Raw genomic sequence first — 20,940 nt, forward strand, 5'->3', positions numbered from 1 at the left:
AAAAATAAAACTTTATACAGAAAAATATGTCATTGCCTACTTATGATCAATTGATGCTTCCTTTAATGAAGTTATTGTTTGAGTTAAATGAGCCTATAAAAATTTCAGATGCGGCAAATATATTAGCTGAACGCTCAAAGCTCTCAAAAGACATACTCAATCAAACACTTCCAAGTGGAAAGAATATTTTTAAAGATAGAGTTTCTTGGGCAAAGACGTATTTGGTAAAGGCGGGTCTGATAAATCAGCCTAAAAGGGCATATTGTGAAATCAGTGAGTTAGGTAAAACTTTAAATCTTAATAATTTAGATGCAATAACCAATGAATTTTTGGCACAATTCGAAAGTTTTAAAGAATTTAAATTTGGTATAAAAGAGGATATTAATAGCCTAGAAAAAAGTACTAATCAAATTATTAAAATAGAAGAATTAGAAGGTAAGCAGACTCCTGAAGAAACTATTCAAAATACAACAGAATTATTGAAGTCAAATATTAAAGCAGAACTTTTACAACTTATTAAAGAGAAAACACCAAAGTTCTTTGAGCAGCTTGTAGTCGATCTTCTTGTGGCAATGGGTTATGGTGGATCACATCAGGACGCGGCTCAAGCAATTGGCAAAACGAATGATGGGGGAGTAGATGGTATTATTAGTGAAGATAGATTAGGTCTAGATAAAATCTATATTCAAGCCAAGCGTTGGGAAAATACAGTTGGTCGTCCTGAGATTCAACAATTCAAAGGTGCTTTGGCAGATCAAGTTGCCAAGAAAGGTGTATTTATTACCACTTCTGATTTCAGTAAAGAAGCTATTGAGTCCGCAAAGAAATCAGGCATTGTTTTGATTGATGGAGACAAGCTCACATCCTTAATGATTGAATTTGGTTTAGGCATACAGATCGAACAGAGCTTTCATATTTATAAAATCGATCAAGACCGTTTTGATGAAGATATCTTTTAACTAGGTTCCTACGATTTTAATTGCCCGATCCTTATTCCACGAGCCTTTTGACAGCAGTACCACATTAGGACTGGTTAAAGGGTCATAGTGCTCTACTCGATTCCGTCCGTTGGCCTTGGCCTGATACAGCGCAATATCCGCCTGTTTAATTACGGTATACAGGTCCGTTTCACAGGTTTCCAAGATCGCCGCACCCACTGAAATGGTGAATTTTAAGGATTGAACTTGATCAAGAAACACTTCGGTCTGTTCAATGCGCTGCCTTAAACAATCGGCAATTTTTAGAGCATCATCCAGATGCGTATCAGGAAGCAAGGCAATAAACTCTTCCCCGCCGTAGCGTGCCAGAATATCAGTATTTCGCATTTCACTTTGAGCTGTTTTCGCAATGATTTGCAGTACCCCGTCGCCAATATCATGACCATAGTTATCATTAATCTTTTTAAAATGATCGACGTCAAAGACGATTAATGAACTAGGACTCGGTGTTCCTTCTTCAAGCCTATGGGTTAGATGTTGCTGAGCCAAGTATTCAAAAAAGCGGCGATTATTTAATCCTGTTAGGGAATCGGTATGCGCCATATGCTCAAAAGCCTGACGGTTATATTCGTTCAAGGTATGTTGTAAAAATACAATCCGAGATTTAAGCGTTGAATTCCAGCTGATATAGATACTAAAACTTAGCACCGGCAAATAAATCAGAGAAAACAGAACCAGCTGTTGCAGATCACCTTTAACATTGAAATACACACCCATATAGATCATGAGGGTAATCAGGGCCGAGATGGTCAGGGAAGGTCTGAAACGGATATGTACACTTAAATTTGCCAGAACGATAAAGACCAGAGAGGAATATTGATAGATCAGATTATAAGGACTTTCTGACTGATTTAAATTAAAAAACCAGACCGCACTGGCACCAATAATCGAAGTGGGTAGCAATAGATCAAAGAGTGGTAAATTCCGGCTATGCTGGTACATCCAGACCGTGATCAGGGTCATGACTGAGGTAAAACCCAGTTTGGTTACAAGCAACAGGGTGTGGATGTCACGCAGTACATAAATATCCGCAAGGGTATAGGAAGCATAAGCAAACTGTGCAAACAGATTCACCTGAAGCAGATATCTCAGATGCAGCTTTTTCTGATGAGAATAATAGGCAGATTTTAATGGCTGAGGAATACACACCAGAGGATCTTTAAGCGCCTGCTGAATCAGAAGGCGTGACTCCTTATGATATTCCTGTGGCATTCAGCCTTCCCCATAAAAAATAAAATTTTTTATATATTAAGTTTTGTATAAATTTTATTCTATTCCTTAAAAATTTACTTTAAAAGTAGTCATCTAGAATAAATATTTTCGGTTACAAAAAAGGGAGAGTGAGTACAAAGCAAAAAATGAGATAGGCTGGATTTACTGTCTATGCGTTTAAATTACTTCTATGACTGTTCATAAGTTAATATATTTTTCAGTATAAAAATTCTGTAGATCAGATTGAAACGGTGAACTCATATCTGGACGATACACTTCAATCCGGTTACGTCCACTCTTCTTGGCGGCATAAAGCGCCACATCCGCTTTTTTAATCAGATCATCCAGATCCTGAGTATGGGACTCCAGCTCAGCAATACCAATCGAAACTGTAAATTTCAGTATCAACTCAGGCCGGGCATAGAGATACTGCTGCTGAATCGAATTACGAATGCGCTCGGCAATTACCAAAGCATCTTGCAACTGTGTATCGGACAGCAAAATAATAAACTCCTCACCACCAAAACGTGCCAGTACATCACTATGGCGCATTTCCTTACGCGCTGTATCTGCAATTAACTGTAGTACCCGATCCCCGACATCATGCCCATAATTATCATTGATTTGCTTGAAATGGTCCACATCAAACATTAGCAGACAGGTGCTTGAATATCTTGGCCAGTCATGAATACAGTTTTCTGCCAGATTAACAAAATGCCGACGGTTATAGAGCTGAGTCAGTTCATCAGTATGGGCGAGATTACGCACCATATGGTAGTTCCATTCATCTAACAAAGTACGGATAAATGCACGACGGGTATGCAGGATATTATTCCAGTTAAAATACAGGCTAAACAGCAACACTGGGCTGAACACGACCATAAAGATAAAAGCTTCCGATAACGTCATTAGCTGCGTCATTGCTATCAGGACCAGCAGGCTGATCAGGATTGAACAATATAGTGCAGCCCTAAATTGAACCTTGATGCAGAGATTGGCAATCAGAATAAAAATGGATGCAGCATACAAGTAATTTTCTACATGTAGGCTGGTAGAAGAGAGCAGGAGCAGGATCCATACTCCAGCACAAAGCGTAGTCCCTATCGGCAGGATCAGATCGAGCAAGCGAATGTTCTGGCTGTATTGAAATAACAGTTCACAGACGATCCAGAAAGCTAAGACCAAAATCACCCGAGTAAACCCAGAAGCCATCATCAGGTCGGGGATAATAAAGATATCGGCAAAGAAATATAGCAGGAACACCAACTGCGCCAGTAAGTGGATCTGACGCAGACTATGGTAGTTATGCCGGTACAGATAGTCGTAAAAATGAGGTAGAAATTGCACAGGAATACGGGCGTGCCGATCCACAAGTGCATCTTCTAGCACTTGACGGTTCTTCAGGTCATTCTCGGAAGGTTGCAGCTGTTCCGAAGAATGCCGATTAAAACTCTGCAAGGAAGCCTGCATATTTGCATGCATCCTGCCATCGGCAATCATCATTTTTCAATCCATTAAAGATTCGCACATATTATGAGCAAATTTTGGGGTCAGGAATCTATGGTCAAACGGATAGATTGCGACGCATGGAGAAGGAAAAAGTAACAAAACATTTTCTCTGTGACAGGAAAGAGCTAGAACTTAGGTGTTATTGAATTAATTATTTGATTTAATTTATAAAAAATTAAATATAAGCCTGTTTCACGTGAAACAATCCGGGATAATTGTTTGTTGCAGCATGTGTAAACCTCACCTTATTAAAATGAAAAATGCTAAAAAAGGTTTGGGTGATCTTTACCTAATCGCGACCTTGAATTTTAAGGATAGATTCAAGATTTGGAGTACCTATGAAAACAAGAAATCAGGTCAAGTACAGATCAGACCGTTGAAGTTAAAGATTGTTGCAAATATGACAAGCACAATCCTGAAAGCAGCACTCTTTTTACCGATCTGAATTGCTATGATCTTTTGATCCAGCCGAGTGAGCCAGAACATGTCGAATAATAATGATATCGAACTTTTCAATTCAGATGATTGCACGAAATACGTCAATCAGTTTATTGCAGAATTTCCATTACGCCGTGCTGAAATTGGTCAGGGAACAGTGATCAAGCGTGCGTTACCAAGCCGGCATAAACGGATGATCGGGGCATGGTGTTTTCTGGATCATGCCGGACCTGCTCATTTCCCGCAAGGGGATGGCCTAGATGTAGGACCACATCCACATATTGGTCTGCAGACTTTTACCTGGATGATTGAAGGCACCATGATGCATCGTGACAGTCTGGGCAGTGCGCAGTTGCTACGTCCGCGTCAGGTCAATCTGATGACGGCTGGTTATGGCATTTCCCATTCTGAAGTTGCACCTGAAACAGAAACTAAAATGCATGCCGCACAGCTCTGGATCGCTTTGCCAGATGATATGGTCAATATGGCACCCGCGTTTGATCATTATCCGGAATTGCCTGTGGTTGAGGATCAAGGCATTGAGTTCACGGTACTGGTCGGGGAATATCTTAAGGCTATATCACCAGTGAAGGTACATAGCGAACTGCTCGGGGTGGACCTGTATGCAGCAGACAGTACCCAAGCCGTATTACCGCTTCATCTAAAATTTGAATATGGTTTTCTGGCACTGGAAGGGACGGCCAGTATCAACGGACATGAACTGACTGAAGATAATATGGTGATTCTGGAACCGGGGCTGGAACAGGTACATGTCGAGATTCATGCCGGAAGCCGTGTACTGTTGCTGGGGGGCGAACCTTTTGAAAGCCCGATTTTACTGTGGTGGAACTTTGTTGGCCGCACGACTGAAGAATTGAAAATGGCACGTGAGCAATGGATTGCAGAACATGAGCGATTTGGCTCGATTCCTGCCTACGAGGGACCACGACTTGAAGCCCCTGCTTTCCCGGGCCATATGCGTCCTTCAAAATAAATGCATCACCATAAAATAAGGAAGAAGAAATGGCCATGCTTGCAAGTGCTCGTGTACATAGTCTGGAAACACCATGGCAGGGACAGATCAGTCATGGCAATCACCAATATCTGACGGATAAGCCGGAAGCTTTTGGTGGTCAGGATCGTGGTCCCGCACCTTATGATTTTCTGCTGGCAGGCTTGATTTCCTGCACCATGATTAGCTTGCGTATGTATGCCAGCCATAAAGATCTGGAGCTGGGGGAGTTTCAGGTTGAAGCCGATTTCTTTGCCAATCGGGAAGGGCAGGAATGGATTGAACGACGTTTAAGTTTTCAAAATCCGTTAGATGAAACATTGCGGCAAAAAATTCTGGAAATTTGTCAAAAAACACCAGTGACTAAAACTTTGCTACGGAGTCTGGAGATTTGAACTACCTTACTTTGATCTCGCCATATGTAAAGAAGACTGATTGAAATGTAATATAATTCGTAAAGCATTTCACCGGAACCAGACACTTTTTGTTATGCTGAAGCGGCAATAACACGACAATAACAAAAGAGTCTAACATGCGTATCCTACACCATCTTGAGCAGTCCCGATCGTTCCGTATTTTATGGGCATTGGAGGAATTGGGGCTAGATTATGAAATCAAGTTCCATAAACGGCTGCCTAACTTTTCTGCCCCTTCAGAGTTGAAGATGATCCATCCATTAGGGAAGGCACCGATCCTGATTGATGGTGATCAGGTGCTGGTAGAATCTGCGGTGATTTTACAATATTTGCAGGAAACTTATGATGTGGGTATGGAGTTTCAGCCGCTCAATTCTACTACCAAACAGCAGTACCGGTACTGGATGCATTATGCCGAAGGCTCACTGATGCCGTTACTGGTTATGCATCTGGTCATGAATTCCGTTGAGAAGCACACACCATTTTTGCTGCGTCCTATGGCGCGACAGATTACCAGTGGAATTAAAAGTAAATTTGTACAGCCGCGTCTTAAAGATCATACTCAATATCTGGAAGACTACCTGAGCGAGCATGAATATTTTGCCGGTCGATTTAGTTTTGCTGATATTCAGATGAGTTTCCCATTAGATGCCATTCAGACCCGTACGGGTAAACGTTATCCGGCGATTGAAGCCTATCTGGAACGCTTATCTCATCGTCCTGCCTATTTCCGGGCCATGTCCAAAGAAGAAGTATTGAGTTAACAAGCCATTAAAAATAAAGGTGCCAAAAGGCACCTTTTTATTGGGATAAAGTTTCAATCAGTCCGGGAAACTCAAGCGTTCTTTCGGGAAAATCACTTTAAAAGTAGAGCCCTGATTTTCGCGAGAATCAATTTTTAGCTGGGCCTGATGCTGCATCAGTACATGTTTTACAATCGCAAGTCCAAGACCTGTACCGCCGGTACGTCGGCTACGGTCAGAATCGACGCGATAGAACCGTTCAGTCAGACGCGGCACGTGTTTCGGGTCAATCCCGATCCCGGTATCTTCTACCACAAAGTAAGCCGATTCACCATCATCATGCCAGCCCATGGTGACCGTACCGCCTTTTGGCGTGTATTTAATCGCATTGGTGATCAGGTTGCTGAAAGCACTGGCAATTTCCATATCGGAACCAATCAGATCACAATGACTGTCAATATCCAGGTTCAGCGTATGACCATAGTCCACGTTATAGGCCTGAGCATCATCAAACAGCTGGTTCATCAGATTGGGCATGTCGATAATCTGGTTCTTGGCAATATTTTCGTCATTTTCCAGACGAGACAATAGTAACAAGTCATTGACCAAGGCATTCATACGCCGGGTCTGGGATTGCATCTGGTCAAAGGCACGTTTCCAGCGTGGACTGATATCTTCCTGATCTGTAAAGGTTTCGATATAACCACTGAGCACTGTTAAAGGTGTGCGTAATTCATGCGAGATGTTATCTACAAAGTCTTTGCGCATCTGTTCCAGATTATGCATCCGGGTCACATCATAAGCGACCAAGAGACGGCTTTCACCCCCAAAGCGGGTCATCTTGACCTGTACATAATGGTCTTCAAAGATCGACGATTGCATCTTGAGACCGTCAGGCGCATCATCAATATGATGATAATAATCAACGAAATTTGGCTGAGAGAGTAAACTCAGAATATTACGGCTTTTATCTTCAGCACTGATGCCGAGCAGACGTTCAGCTGCGGGATTCCACCATTCAATCTGCTGATTTTCATCGATCAGTACCACGGCTTCCTGTAGCGCGCCTAGAGAAGACTGGGCACGATCAATCAGCTCGACCATTTCCGCCTGTACAATGCGTTCCTGACGCTGGGCCTGATAGACATTAAAGAGCAGGGCACCCCAGATGCCATTGATCTTGGGTGGTACGTCATAAGGACGATTGGAAATCCAGTCATTGACCAGATACAGGGAACGGATTTGTGTGACAAAAAATGCTACAAAAGCCAGTACGATACAGACCCAGAAATACCCGATCCCGAAACCAATCAGGCTACCGATCAACAGGAAAAAGGCCAGAAGGCGTAAATCCTGCTTGGCAAAATCCCATAAGCTATTGGAGCTTGGCAATTTATGCCCACGGGCCATTTCAGGAACAGGGTAGGGTTTATACATAAAGCAGGATTTACCTAAGTCAAATTATCCGAGTGCAACATCAATACGGGTCGAAAAGCGATAGCCGGTTCCGCGTACAGTCTGTACAAAACGGTCAGCGCCATATGGCTCCAGCACTTTGCGCAGGCGTCGGATATGCACGTCAATGGTTCGGTCTTCAATATACACATTGCCACCCCAAACCTGATCCAGGAGCTGGGCACGGGTATAGGCACGTTCTGGATGGGTCATGAAGAAGGCCAGCAGGCGGTATTCAGTCGGCCCCATATCCAGAATAGTATCATTAAAGCTGACACGCTGGCTTGCAGGATCAAGTAACAGGCCATTGGCTTCAATACTTTTTTCACCATTCAGGCTATTGGTACGGCGCAGTACGGCTTTGATACGGGATACCAGTTCACGGGTAGAAAATGGCTTGGTCATGTAGTCATCTGCACCGGCATCCAGACCTTGAACCTTATGATCTTCTTCGCCTCGTGCAGTGAGCATAATGACTGGAATTTCTAACAGGGTTTCATCGCGTTTCAGGCGACGGCATAAGTCTACACCGCTCACTCCACCGGGCATCATCCAGTCCAGCAGGATCAAGGCTGGACGCTGATCCACAATCATTTGATGAGCCTGTTTGGCATCTTCTGCTTCTAAACAATTGAAGCCAGCCATATCCAGTGCCGTATGGATCATTTCCCGAATTGGAAGCTCATCATCGACGATTAAAATGTAGTCATCTTTCACAGCGCATTTCCTATAAGTCAACGGTGGACCGTTTTATATTTATGACGAGCCTATTACAAAGATTAATTATGACAGTATCATTGCAGAAAGGGATATTTGCCCTGCTTTCGCAAAGATTTGTGACAATTTAAGTTGCTTGATAAAGGAAAAATATCTGTAATAACAATTGATTGAAAAATAGAAAATAAATTAAGAAATAATTGCGCTAAACCTTATTTCTTATCTGAAAAAGATTCAAAAAGTGCCAAAAATACAATACTGCACGAGGACAGGACCTCCTCCATGGACTGTTTAAAACCGCTCATGACCCAACGAATGGCAATCTGGGTGACATAACCATTTAAGCCCGTGGATACCAGAGAAATTTCCTGTGCGGAACGGCTCAGGTTCGGCATCATCAGCATGACAAAGGCCTGAATCATGCGGTCAAAACGGCCCATGGTTTCATGAATGGTGGCTTGATTATGCAGTTCCTGTACCAGCATGGCATCGATATAAATAATCCGGGCCATACGTGGATTATCACGCAATGTAGTGAGCAGGGCAGTCAGACCAGCTTCGATCATCTTTTTAGGATCAGAGGAAGCCTGCATCATGGCTTGCATGACATTTTGCTGCAATTCATCAATCAGTTTTAGAAAAATAGTTTGGAACAGATGCTCACTTTTCTTAAACGATTCATAGAAATAGCGTTCGGTCAGCTTGGCTTCAGTACAGATATCTTTGACGGTTACAGAAAAAAAGCCATGCGTGCCATAAGCTTGAATACCCGCTTCAATCAGCTTTTCCCGGCGTGCCTGCTGGCGTTCAGCCATAGACAGTCCCTTAAACTGACGTTCCTTTGTCATCGTTTTTTGTTGTTTTTCCATAGGAATTGTCGAATTGGTCATAGAATGATTAAGCTCATAAGCACCGAAATTTTGAATATCTTACCAATAAATTGCATTTAGACCTATGTTCTTGATCACTAACCTAGATTGTCCTGAACAGATAAGTCATCATGATTGACAATGAGTATTGTCAAAACTATATTGAAGAGAATTGCTGCATGAAGCACGACAGAACAAGAAATGCTGTCTGGGCAGGCAGTTTCATCAATAAGGGAAACTTATGAAAAATTTTAATAATAAAGTTGCAGCGATTACCGGTGCAGGTTCGGGCATTGGTCAGCAGTTGGCTGTACTTTTGGCGAAACAGGGCTGTCATCTGGCATTAAGTGATGTGAATGAACAAGGTTTACTTAAAACACTTGAACTGATTAAAGACACTGGCGTGCGTGCCACCCTCGACAAGGTCAACGTTGCCGATTTGGAAGAAGTCCGTGCATGGGCGGAAAAAGTCGAGCAGGATCATGGCAGTATCAACATGATCTTCAATAATGCAGGGGTTGCTTTGGGATCAACAGTGGAAGGTGCATCCTATGACGAACTCGAGTGGATTGTCGGAATCAACTTCTGGGGCGTGGTGTACGGCACCAAAGAATTCTTGCCACGCATTAAAAAGACCGGCGATGGCCATGTGGTGAATATTTCGAGTTTATTCGGACTGACTGCGCAGCCAACCCAGTCTGCCTACAATGCCACCAAGTTTGCGGTGCGTGGTTTTACTGAGTCTTTACGTCAAGAACTGGATATTGAAAATTGTGGTGTAAGTGCGCTCTGCGTACATCCGGGGGGAATTCGTACCAATATTGCCAATGCGGCCAAAATGAATGACAGCCTTAGGGCTTTAGGGATGAGCCCTGAAAAGTCTGCGCGTAGCTTCAATAAATTATTGCGTTGTCCGCCTGAAGAAGCAGCGCGTCAGATTTTGGAGGCCGTTCAAAAAGACAAACGCCGTTTATTGATTGGTAATGATGCCAAAGCGATCGATTTAATCCAACGTATTTTACCAACGGGGTATCAGAAGGTCACAGCTTTTGCCACTAAGTTAGGTAAATCTAAGAAATCAGCTTAAATTATTAAAAGTTATGAAATTAAAGTCCGCTTTTGCGGACTTTTTATATTTAAATTTAAGAAATGAAAGACTAGCAATAATTTTTCTTTCTCTCCTCCACAGAAAATAAAATAGTAATTCAAACTAATCTTTTTTATAAAGGCTGATCTAAGAGGCTATAGCCGTATTGGGTTGAGTCACTAGATACTGATTTACTGGACGTTTCAGCCCCAGATTTTCACGCAGAGTATGGCCTTCATATTCAGTCCGGAACAGGCCGCGGCGTTGCAGCTCCGGTACAATGAAATTGACGAAGTCATCCAGGCCGGCAGGTGTTGTTGGTGGTAACACATTGAAGCCGTCTGCAGCTTCATTTTCGAACCATTCCTGTAACTGATTGACCACCTTTTCAAGCGTACCAATCAATGTCCAGTGACCACGGGCAGAAGCAATATATTCGTATAACTGACGAATACTAAAGTGATGCTTTGCTGCAATCTCAAACATCATTTGCTGACGGCTGGACTTGATCTCAATATCTTCTCTAGGGAAAGGTGCATCCAGATCATAGGGTGAAAGATCAATATCGCCGGCTAAACCTGAAAGTAAGCCCAGGCCGACATCCGGGTGGATCAGGCTATTGAGCAATGTATATTTTTCTTTGGCCTCCTGTTCGGTCTTGGCGACAAATACCGATACGCCTGGCATCACTTTTAAGTCATCCGCATGACGAGCATATTTGGCTAAGCGGCCTTTAACATCACGGTAGAAAGCCTGGGCGTCAGTTAAACTTTGTTGGGCTGTGAAAATCACTTCGGCATATTTCGCTGCCAGTTCACGCCCATCTTCAGACTGACCTGCCTGCACAATTACCGGATAGCCTTGTGGTGGACGAGAGACATTCAGTGCGCCTTGGACATTAAAATATTTTCCTTGATGAAGCGGTTCATGCTGTTTAGTGGCCTCAAAAAAAATGACCACTTTCTTTATCGTAGAGGAAGGCATCATCTTCCCAGGAATCCCAGAGTTTATGCACGACTTCAATAAATTCATCCGCACGTTCATAACGGACTTTGGCATCTGGACGTGTATTAAAACCAAAGTTACGCGCAGTTTCAGCAGAGATAGTCATCACAACATTCCACGCAGCACGACCCTTACTGATATGGTCTAAAGAGGCATATTTACGTGCTAATAGATAGGGTTCTTCATAGGTAGTTGATACAGTTGCAATAAAGCCAATATTTTTGGTGACTGCTGAAATAGCTGCAAATAAGGTCACGGGTTCAAACCCAACAACTTTGTCACTATAACCTACATTTTTATTATGTTTAGAAGCGCCATGACTCCAGTTAACAGCTAAACCATCGGCAAGAAAATAAGCATCAAACAGACCACGTTCAGCAGTCTTTGCTAGTTCAATTGCATAATCAAGGCTTAAATGATCTTGAGGCCGGGACGCTGGATGCCGCCAACCTGCTGCATGTTGCGATGTCGTTGGAATGAAGGCACCCAATTTAATTTGTCGTTGAGCCATGCTGAAATCCTGTTGTTATCCTGTATTTCACCAGGTTTATAACAAGGAATAATCGAGTTTAAAAATACGATAAAATTAAATCCTTATAATGAATATGGAATAAGTATAAGGACGAGATGTATTTACTTCAAAAATAGATAAGTTGTAAATTCATACATACTTAAGCTACTGTTAAATCAGCGCTTCAATGGTTTTCTTTTTCCAGACAAACTGGTAATACAAGCCTTGCATGATGCACAGGCAGACAAAAGCCAAGGCATAGCCATACCAGATGCCTTGCAGCCCCCACCAATGGCTGAATAGATAAGCTGCCGGAACTTCAATTGCGATGATGGCGATAATATTGATAATCATCGGTACGGTCACTGTACCGCTGGCTCGCATAATTGAAGCAAAAATCGCACTGGCACCAAAGAACAGAATTGACCAAAGCACAATAAATAGCAGCTGCTGACCCAACACCACCACTTGCGGATCGGTAATAAACAGAGCCATCAGATATTTCGAGAACAGATAGGCCAATACCACCAGACTACCTGTAAACAGGATATTCATACTCAGGGCGGTGCGCGTCACTTTATTGAGTAAGTCATTTTTACCAGCACCAATCGCTTGGGCACCAAAAACTGAAGCAGCAATCGCGATGGAAAGTGCTGGGAACTGGATATAATTCAGCACCTGATTTACTGCACCATAAGCTGCTGTAGCTTCCGCACCATAACGGTTGACCAGACCGACAATCACCAAACCTGCAGCTGACGTAGTAATCATCTGAACACCGGTAGGAATGCCCAAGCGCAGAATAATTTTGCTTAAGTTGGGATGATGACGGATATGCTTTAGTAAAGCCCAATCTAGCTTAAGTGGATGTTGTTTATAATTTAAATACAGGGCTAAAAATAACAGGACTGCTATATTACCAAGAATAGTTGCAATAGCAGGCGAGATAATTCCCATTTTCGGGAAACCGAAATAACCGGCAATCAGAACAGGTGTCACCACCAGACCAACTCCAATCGTCAGGGCAGAGGCAAATAAGGCCGTCGTGCTGTCACCCACACCACGCAGAATTGAAGTATAAATAATATAAATAAAAATCAGCGGGCTACCCGCAAGCATCCATTGCACATAAGGTAGAGACAGATGCATCACATCGGGATCGGTTCCAAGCAGTAGCAGAATCTTCTCTGCAAAAATCACCCCAAAAAATGCAATCAGGCTACCGCCAATTAGGGTCATAAAAAGGGTAGAACCAATAACACAGCGGACTTTTTCCAGATTTTTTGCTCCCCAGGCCTGTCCCACCAAAACGGTTGAACCTGCGGACAAGCCAATTACAAAAGCCATCAAGCAGAACAGGATTGGGAAAAAAACCGCAACTGCAGCAATGGCATGTACGCCCAGCATTTGCCCCACAAAAATCGTATTAATCGTGCCGGACAAACTTTGCAGGATATTGGTCACAACCAGCGGCAACAGGAAAATAAAAAATGTTTTCCATAGATTTTGCTGCTGAACCAATGCTTGCTGTGCCATAAAACATCCTGTTCTTGATTATTAGAAAGGGAGAAAAAAATAATTATCGGAAATTTGCAGAAAAATAGCCTTAGCTTTTAGGTAACTAAGGCTGAAGCTATGTAAGTCTTTAAATATTTAAATCAAACTTTGGAAAGAATTTCGCCCGCTTGCAGCAAGGTTTGTTCTTTTTTGGCAAAACAGAAACGCAGCAAACGTAAATCTTTTGGTGGCTGTTTATAAAATACTGATACCGGGATCGCCACGATCCCATGTTGATGGGCCAGATACTGACACATAGCAACATCCTCTAAATCTGGTCGAATTTCGCTGTAATCCAGATTCTGGAAGTAAGTCCCCTGTGAAGGTGTCCACTGAAAACGTGAATTCTGAATGGATGAATTAAACAAATCGCGTTTGGCCTGATAGAAGGCCGACAGCTGGGGAATATGCTCAGGATGCTGTTGTAAATATTCAGCTAATGCTACTTGTACTGGTGTTACACCACAAAAGCTGGCAAATTGGTATACCTGACGGAACAATTTCATTAAGGCCGGGGTAGCTACACAGAAGCCGGTTTTCCAGCCGGTGACATGGAAGGTCTTGCCAAAAGAGCCAATGACAAAACTGCGTTCACGCAATTCCGGGAAGGAAAGTGCTGAATAATGTTTTACATCATCAAAGACCAGATGTTCATAAACTTCATCAGAGAGCACCACAATATTGCGGTCACGGATCAGTTCAATCAGCTGTTGCCAATCCGCTTTAGACCAGACACTTCCAGTAGGATTATGCGGGGTATTTACAATAATCATGCGGGTGCGATCATTAATCGCATCCTTAACCTGGCTCCAGTCCACTGAAAAATCCGGATGCTGGAGTGCGATATGAATCGGTTTAGCCCCTAAAACCTGTACCGTCGGCGCATAACTGTCATAACTCGGGTCAAAAATAATGACTTCTTCATCTGCACGCACTACAGCCTGAATTGCGCAGAAGATTGCAATCGTTGCGCCAGGTGTAATGGTAATTTCCTGAGCTGGATCTAATGATAATTGATCACGCTGTAAATATAAATCAGCGACCAAAGCGCGTAATAAAGGTAAACCATCCCCAGGTGCATACTGGTTAAAACCGGACGTACTTGCCCGTCCTAAAGCTTCAATCAAATCGGGTGGTGCAGGGAAATCGGGAAAACCCTGTGAAAGATTCAGTGCCCCGAGTTGCTGAGCAAGGGCAGACATGGTACTGAAAATCGTCACGCCCAATTCAGGCAGTTTGGACTGGAGATCAAGCATGTCACAACGCTCTTTTGATTGATATAAGCATAAAGTGTAGCAGTAACGATTCTGCTCTGTGAGCACAAATAACAGAAATCATTAGTCATTTTGTCAATAAAACATTAAAAGATTAAAACCTCAATGAAAGAGCTGATGAGTAATAAATTAATGGTTAAATCATGTGAAATAAGAAGCATGATGGACGTATAGGGGGCAATTTTCATAAAATTAGCTGCATAATACTCCTTAAAAATAACTATAAGATGCTAAACAATATTCATACCATCCTTGAGACTCTTGGGCTTAATCTGCAAAAACGAGCCCTACATATCCAGTTTTCTAATCAGGTTTTAAATACACAGGTTTTTATTCAGCGCATTGAAGGTCATCATCAGATTAATGAGGGTTTACAGGCAGAACTGATCTGCCTTTCAACCAATGCAAATCTCGCTTTAAAACAATTTATTGGCTGTCAGGTTGCAGTTGATCAAGTGACTGACCGTGGAGAATTATTTCGAACGACAGGTTTGATTACAGCGGCAAGCCAGGGACAAAGCGACGGAGCTTTGACGCTGTATAAACTGACCCTACAGGATGCAACTTCCTTATGGCATAAACGCCGCAATAGCCGTGTGTTTATGAATAAAAGCGTTCGGGATATTAGTGAAATTTTATTTAAAGAATGGCAGTCTCGCAGCTCCTTATTTGCAGCACGATTGAGCCTGGATGTTTCTGCCTTGTCACGGGACTACGATGTTCGACCTTTTGTGATGCAGTCCAATGAAACGGATTATGAGTTTCTGACCCGCTTATGGCGTAGTGAAGGCATGAACTGGCTGATCGATGAAAAGGAAATCATGATCCCCGTTTCAGCTCAGACCATTCAGCCACAAATTCTACGTTTGATTGATGACCAGCCGCATTTTCAGGCTTTAAAGCGCCGTAGTATCCGTTTTCATCGTAGCCATGCCACCGAACCTTTTGATACGATTACTGGTCTATTGGCAGAGCGTTCTTTAAATCCAACCCTAGTACAAACCCAGCGCTGGCAGGCGGATCAGCTGGCTCAGAGTGAAAGTCAGCTATTACTCAGTAGCCATCAGCATAGCGAAATACAGGATAATCAAAGCCTGAATCTTGAAGATGTCTGGACCATTAGCCCGGCCTGGATCAGCGACCTGAATGGAGAAGATCAAACGACTTCAGCCAGTTCTGCTCAACTGGATCAACTCAGCCAGCAGCTACACCAGTCCCATGCCTTGCAGTCCAAATATTTTAAGGCCAGTAGTAGTGTGCGTGATGCACAAGTTGGGTACTGGTTTGAATTACATGATCATCCCGAAATAGATCAACATCCAGACAATGAACGTGAATTTTTAATTTTGGGGAAATACTTCTATAACCAGAATAATTTACCCAAAGATATTTTGCTGCAGCTGAATCATTTAATACGGTCCAGCCGCTGGAAAGTATTAGATGATGAAAGACAGAGTAATGAATTGTATTTGGTGCGTCGTCATATTCCTGTCGTACCTGAATATCATCCATTACAGCATCGGCCAATGGCCTATCCACAGCGGGCGAAAGTAGTTGGACCTGAGGGTGAAACTATTTACGTGGATGAATGGGGGCGGGTCAAGGTTCGTTTCCTGTTTACCCGCAGTGATGACCATCAACATGATGGTGGCGCTGGTGCCAATGATAATGATAGCGACTCAGCTTGGGTAGATGTGTTGACACCGTGGGCAGGTGAAGGTTATGGCGCCCGATTCCATCCACGTATCGGGGAAATCGTCATCATTGATTTCTTTGAGGGAGATGTCGACCGGCCATTTATAGTGGGTCGTATTCATGAAGCTGAACGGCATCAGACGATGTTTGATGTCAAAGGCAAACTGCCATTAACCAAAAAACTAAGTGGTATCCGTTCTCAAGAGGTGGAGGGTGAAGGTTTTAACCAGCTTCGCTTCGATGATACAACTGGACAGATTAGTGCACAGCTGCAAAGTAGTCATGGGGCCAGTCAGCTAAATTTAGGAAATCTAAGTCATCCAAAAGAAGATGAGGCTAGCGACGGGCGTGGTGAGGGCTTTGAGTTAAGAACAGATCAATGGGGAGCACTTAGAGCGGGAGCTGGCTTGCTTCTCTCTACCTATAAACAAGAAAATGCCAATGCCAATCACTTAAATGCCAGTCCTGCGAAAAGCCAGCTTGAATCTAGTTTGAATCATAGTAAAGCCTTAAGTGAGATTGCCAAAAATCAGCAAACAGACCCCTTAGAAGGGTTAGATCATCTGAAAAAATTTCTGGATCAGATTGAACAGCAAGATCAAAGCAAGGCTGAAACCTTTAAACAGGCTTTAATGCTGCTGTGTGCACCGAATTCAATTGCACTCTCAACTAATGAAGATCTGTATCTTTCAGCTGATCAGCAGATTAACCACAGTGCTACGGATAATATTAATTTTTCCACACAGAAATCTTTGATTGCTCACTCTCAGGACAAGATCAGTTTATTTGCAGCCCAACAAGGATTAAAAGCCATTGCGGCAAAGGGGAAGGTCGAACTCCAGGCACAAGATGACGCAATAGAAACAATTGCTCGTCAAAAAATAAAAATTATTTCGACTGAAGAACGAATTGAAATTATAAGCCCTAAAGAAATTGTGCTTACTGCTGGTGGTTCTCAGTTAAAGATTAATGGACAAGGTGTATTTGGAGTAACAGGTGGGAAGTTTGAGTGTAAAGCGGGTCAGCATATATTTAAAGAAGGTCAAAATATTATTGAACAAAAAATAAGTCTACCAAAAATGGAAACTTTATTTAGTAATCGAATTAATTATCAATGGAATACTGCCTGTGAAGGAGAAAAAGAAATTTTCATTGTTGATAAGAAGGATGGAACATTAATTAAAAGCAAAAAATCCCTGCTAAATGAAGTAAATCAAATAAGTACTCTACGGTTCTATACCTCTCAAAAAACAGATTTTATAGCTTTTGGGTTTAATTCTTGTCAAACATATTTACGTCAAGAACTAAATAAAGAGGATATTGATGAGTTATTGGAGGACCTAGAAAACGAGGAAATTGAGGATGAGGTATACACTAAAGAGGATACTGAATAATGAGTCAGTTAGTCACTATTACATCCAAACTTTATGATGCATCAGGGAAGTATGTCATCAATTTAAAAGTAAAATCGCGTTATAAAGGTTCATCTAGAGAGAATATCAATAAGACAGATCAAGACGGTCTATTTATCTTTCAAGCTTCGCCGAATCGAACTGTAGAAATTCTAGCTCAACCGCCTAATACTAAAGATTATATTGTTGTTAAAACTATTAATTCTTCAATAGTTTCTTCTAGAAAAGACCCTGTAAAAGTACCTTTACCAAAAAGTATAGAAGAATATCAACAGAAAAAAGTTACCACTACTTCAAAAGGGATAGTGACAACTTTATTTAAAATTATAGATAGTAAAGAGAAAATCCTGATAAATTTCCCAGTAACCTCTCGTCCTAAAGGAAGTAAAAAGTTATTTGAACGTAATTCAAATGAACAGGGCATTGTAGAAGTCCTATCTTCACCTAATCGAGATATTGAAATTTTGGTTTTAACTTCGAATGATGAATTTACTTTAAAAAGTTCTGTTAACTCTGGGAATGGATCCCAAACACCAATAATAATTAAACTAGATGAACCTTATGAAAACTTCAAAAGTGTCTCAAGTTTCAAAATTGTAGACAGATTAGGAAATGACTATCGTATTGAAAATACGAAAATTGAAATATTTTATTTGGAAAATGGAATAAAGAAGGTTTTAAATACTTCTAGTGGAAAATTTTCACTTCAAAGTATGGTTGGAGAAAAAGTAAAGATTACAGTATTTAAGCCAGATGGAAAGCCTTTAGAAGCCAATAATTATTACTCTAAAAGAATGAAAGAAGATTCTAATAAATTGGAATTAGATGTGGATATAACTGAGGCAAGTACCAATCAGAAGGAACCTACGATTGAAAAGCAATTAGATATTAAAACATGTACTTGTGATCGAGATTTAACTTTAAATGAATTTTTAGAAATTTTAAAAGGAATGCGAAATTCGGAGAAAACATTAAAAGGTTCAACTGCTGTCTTAAATTTAAAGTGTTCGGTAATTGGTGATAAAAGCCATCAAGCTTTATTAAATGTGCTAAATAGAACTATGAATAAATATAATATTAATACATGTATTCGCAAGATTCATTTTTTAGCTCAAATATACTGGGAGTCTGATAGATTTAGGACTACTAGTGAATATGCAAGTGGAAAATATCTTGATCCAGGTAAACATGCTGATGCTGAAAAGAATGGAAATACTCAAGTTGGAGATGGACCTCGATATAAAGGTCGTGGATTTATGCAGTTAACATGGAGAAAAAATTATAAGAGGTATTATAGTTTTATAATTAAAAATATTTCTGATTATAAAGAGGTTTTCCCAGAAAATATAACTTTAAATGAATGTTTGGATCGAAGTAAAAAATACCATGAAATAGTTGCGTCCAATTTATTTTTAGCTATGGATAGTGCTGGATGGTATTGGAATAATGGTGTTATTTTACGTAGTGGCAAGGCGGCGGATATTAATTTACAGGCAGATAAAGATGATGTTAATAAAATTAGCTTATGGGTAAATGGTGGAGGAAATGGGAGGAAAGAAAGAATAGAATATTGGAAAGAATTAAAGAAGGTTCTTAAATATGATTCATGTCAAAATAAAAAATAAGCTAACATTAAGTTTTTTATATGGAACAATTTTTTTAACTTTATCATGCTCAATTTATGGTAAAAAACACTCTAATTGTATAAAATTAGAAAAAAATAATGTTTGTTTATCTGAGAGTGAAAATGAATATGGAGAGGTTTTATATTATTTAATATTGAATAATATAAAATATCCTGAGGTATCATATTACGAGAATGCTAAAATTATAAAATTAAGTAATACTAGTTTTGATGTTATTACTAGTTTTTCTGATAATGGAAGTACTGATATAAAAACAAACCTTTATTTGAAAGATAATAAAATTTTTATTAAGAGAATAAATACCTCAACAAGACTTAATATTTATCCTAAAGGAGCTGTTGAAAATTGCTATATTGAATTAAATAAAAGATTTTCAAATGATATAAGATACTATGTAGATAATTATATATTTAATCTAAATGAAATTGAAAAAAGAAAAATATGTAGAAAAATATATAATATAAATTAACCCGAATCCTGCTTAAGCCGATGACTTCATAATTTGAATTGTTGGCTTATTTTTATGGATCAGTTGATATGCACACAAGGACGCGTAAATCCCTCCTAGAAATCCATGAACACTACGTGCTTTGCTTGTCACTAAATTGTACTGACCTTTCAATAAACTGAATAAAGTCTCTATCTTATTGCGCTGTTTTAAGTGATATTTATCTGACTCAGAAAGTTGTATAGCCTGCATATTTTTTCGATGATAGGTAATTAAATCAATACCTTGCTATTTCAACCTACTCTTCAGTTCTTGACTAATATAGCCACGATCTCCATACAACTTTACTTCCATCTCTTTAACGAGTCTCTCAACCATTTTGATATCAGCCAAATGTCCATTGGATAAAGCAGAACAAGCAATTTCACCAAATTGATTCATCACAATATGTAATTTACAGCCATAAAACCAGCCCATTGAGCTTCTACCACGTGATGCAATTTGGACTAATGATTTATGGCGTTGAATACGTTGATTTTTACAAACTGGCAGAGTTGTTGAATCAATCCATAAATATTGTGTACCTTGGCCTTTCATTAGCGCCACATGTAAAGCGTGTAGAGCTAATTGATGTCTATTAATCAGATGAATCATCCGTTGGTAACAGGGTAAGCTTTTAAATAAATGATTTTTATCCTGTTTCAACCATGTGAAAAATGCTTTGAAATTAGTGAAATGAGAACATTTATACCAGATCGCGATAAAAGTGATTTCTGAGATACTCAAGTGAGCGGTTCGGACTCTGGAGAAACGACGACTTTGTTTAAGGAAATTCCAGTAGGTTGCTTCAAATTTAAGAAAGAAATCATCAATTACGCAAAATAATTCGGTACTATTAAACATCGGGACTAGAGTTTTAAGTTTTGTGTGGTAACT

15 protein-coding genes and 2 pseudogenes are annotated in these 20,940 nt (G+C 40.7%); 8 read left to right on the forward strand and 9 right to left on the reverse strand.

Going from position 1 to position 20,940, the window contains the following annotated elements:
- Nucleotides 1-26 precede the first annotated feature (26 nt).
- The gene (locus tag FSC11_RS00585) at nt 27-959 is read left to right on the forward strand and encodes a restriction endonuclease (RefSeq protein WP_163164540.1); all 933 of its coding nucleotides are present in this window, start codon (nt 27-29) and stop codon (nt 957-959) included.
- On the opposite strand, the gene FSC11_RS00590 is transcribed toward FSC11_RS00585, so the two are convergent.
- Both FSC11_RS00590 and FSC11_RS00595 read right to left on the reverse strand, forming a co-directional pair.
- Nucleotides 960-2,210, reverse strand: a complete 1,251-nt coding sequence (locus FSC11_RS00590) for a GGDEF domain-containing protein (RefSeq protein WP_163164542.1) — start codon at nt 2,208-2,210, stop codon at nt 960-962. It lies immediately after the preceding gene.
- A gap of 198 nt (nt 2,211-2,408) precedes the next feature.
- Complete coding sequence (locus FSC11_RS00595; protein WP_163164544.1) at nt 2,409-3,713, reverse strand: GGDEF domain-containing protein; 1,305 nt, start codon at nt 3,711-3,713, stop codon at nt 2,409-2,411.
- 490 nt (nt 3,714-4,203) lie between these two features.
- On the opposite strand from FSC11_RS00595, the gene FSC11_RS00600 reads away from it, so the two are divergent.
- The 3 genes from FSC11_RS00600 to FSC11_RS00610 all read left to right on the forward strand — a co-directional run bounded on the left by FSC11_RS00600 (nt 4,204) and on the right by FSC11_RS00610 (nt 6,349).
- Complete coding sequence (locus FSC11_RS00600) at nt 4,204-5,151, forward strand: pirin family protein (protein ID WP_163164546.1); 948 nt, start codon at nt 4,204-4,206, stop codon at nt 5,149-5,151.
- 29 nt (nt 5,152-5,180) lie between these two features.
- Complete coding sequence (locus tag FSC11_RS00605) at nt 5,181-5,564, forward strand: OsmC family protein (RefSeq protein ID WP_163164548.1); 384 nt, start codon at nt 5,181-5,183, stop codon at nt 5,562-5,564.
- Nucleotides 5,565-5,701: 137 nt separating this feature from the next.
- Nucleotides 5,702-6,349, forward strand: coding sequence for a glutathione S-transferase (locus FSC11_RS00610; RefSeq protein ID WP_163164550.1), 648 nt, complete (start codon nt 5,702-5,704; stop codon nt 6,347-6,349).
- A 57-nt stretch (nt 6,350-6,406) separates the two neighbouring features.
- On the opposite strand, the gene phoR is transcribed toward FSC11_RS00610, so the two are convergent.
- The 3 genes from phoR to FSC11_RS00625 all read right to left on the reverse strand — a co-directional run bounded on the left by phoR (nt 6,407) and on the right by FSC11_RS00625 (nt 9,390).
- Nucleotides 6,407-7,765: a phosphate regulon sensor histidine kinase PhoR gene (gene phoR, locus FSC11_RS00615; RefSeq protein WP_004814208.1), complete on the reverse strand. Its 1,359-nt coding sequence runs from the start codon at nt 7,763-7,765 to the stop codon at nt 6,407-6,409.
- Between the two features lie 24 nt (nt 7,766-7,789).
- Entirely contained in the window at nt 7,790-8,500 is a 711-nt protein-coding gene (phoB, locus tag FSC11_RS00620) for a phosphate regulon transcriptional regulator PhoB (protein ID WP_005220310.1), read from the reverse strand.
- A gap of 212 nt (nt 8,501-8,712) precedes the next feature.
- Nucleotides 8,713-9,390: a TetR/AcrR family transcriptional regulator gene (locus tag FSC11_RS00625; protein ID WP_163164552.1), complete on the reverse strand. Its 678-nt coding sequence runs from the start codon at nt 9,388-9,390 to the stop codon at nt 8,713-8,715.
- Between the two features lie 220 nt (nt 9,391-9,610).
- On the opposite strand from FSC11_RS00625, the gene FSC11_RS00630 reads away from it, so the two are divergent.
- The gene (locus FSC11_RS00630) at nt 9,611-10,456 is read left to right on the forward strand and encodes an SDR family NAD(P)-dependent oxidoreductase (RefSeq protein ID WP_004814214.1); all 846 of its coding nucleotides are present in this window, start codon (nt 9,611-9,613) and stop codon (nt 10,454-10,456) included.
- 147 nt (nt 10,457-10,603) lie between these two features.
- Here FSC11_RS00630 and FSC11_RS16450 read toward each other — a convergent pair.
- The 3 genes and pseudogenes from FSC11_RS16450 to FSC11_RS00645 all read right to left on the reverse strand — a co-directional run bounded on the left by FSC11_RS16450 (nt 10,604) and on the right by FSC11_RS00645 (nt 14,785).
- A pseudogene (locus FSC11_RS16450) lies at nt 10,604-11,972 on the reverse strand (LLM class flavin-dependent oxidoreductase).
- A 171-nt stretch (nt 11,973-12,143) separates the two neighbouring features.
- Nucleotides 12,144-13,508 carry an MATE family efflux transporter gene (locus FSC11_RS00640; RefSeq protein ID WP_163164554.1) on the reverse strand — a complete coding sequence of 455 codons (1,365 nt, stop codon included), beginning with the start codon at nt 13,506-13,508 and terminating at the stop codon, nt 12,144-12,146.
- A gap of 122 nt (nt 13,509-13,630) precedes the next feature.
- Nucleotides 13,631-14,785: a methionine aminotransferase gene (locus tag FSC11_RS00645; RefSeq protein WP_163164556.1), complete on the reverse strand. Its 1,155-nt coding sequence runs from the start codon at nt 14,783-14,785 to the stop codon at nt 13,631-13,633.
- A gap of 245 nt (nt 14,786-15,030) precedes the next feature.
- Here FSC11_RS00645 and FSC11_RS00650 point away from each other — a divergent pair, with 245 nt between their 5' ends.
- The 3 genes from FSC11_RS00650 to FSC11_RS00660 are packed head-to-tail and all read left to right on the forward strand — an operon-like array spanning nt 15,031 to nt 20,025.
- The gene (locus FSC11_RS00650; RefSeq protein ID WP_163164558.1) at nt 15,031-17,892 is read left to right on the forward strand and encodes a type VI secretion system Vgr family protein; all 2,862 of its coding nucleotides are present in this window, start codon (nt 15,031-15,033) and stop codon (nt 17,890-17,892) included.
- Nucleotides 17,892-19,535 carry a glycoside hydrolase family 19 protein gene (locus FSC11_RS16200; RefSeq protein WP_227590991.1) on the forward strand — a complete coding sequence of 548 codons (1,644 nt, stop codon included), beginning with the start codon at nt 17,892-17,894 and terminating at the stop codon, nt 19,533-19,535. Before FSC11_RS00650 ends, FSC11_RS16200 begins: the two co-directional genes overlap by 1 nt.
- Nucleotides 19,510-20,025, forward strand: a complete 516-nt coding sequence (locus tag FSC11_RS00660) for a hypothetical protein (RefSeq protein ID WP_163164560.1) — start codon at nt 19,510-19,512, stop codon at nt 20,023-20,025. Before FSC11_RS16200 ends, FSC11_RS00660 begins: the two co-directional genes overlap by 26 nt.
- Nucleotides 20,026-20,037: 12 nt before the next feature.
- Here the strand turns inward: FSC11_RS00660 and FSC11_RS00665 are convergent.
- Nucleotides 20,038-20,907, reverse strand: a pseudogene (locus FSC11_RS00665) (IS982 family transposase).
- Between the last annotated feature and the right edge of the window lie 33 nt (nt 20,908-20,940).

This window comes from Acinetobacter schindleri (assembly GCF_010918895.1).
GTDB classification, from domain to species: Bacteria; Pseudomonadota; Gammaproteobacteria; order Pseudomonadales; family Moraxellaceae; genus Acinetobacter; species Acinetobacter schindleri.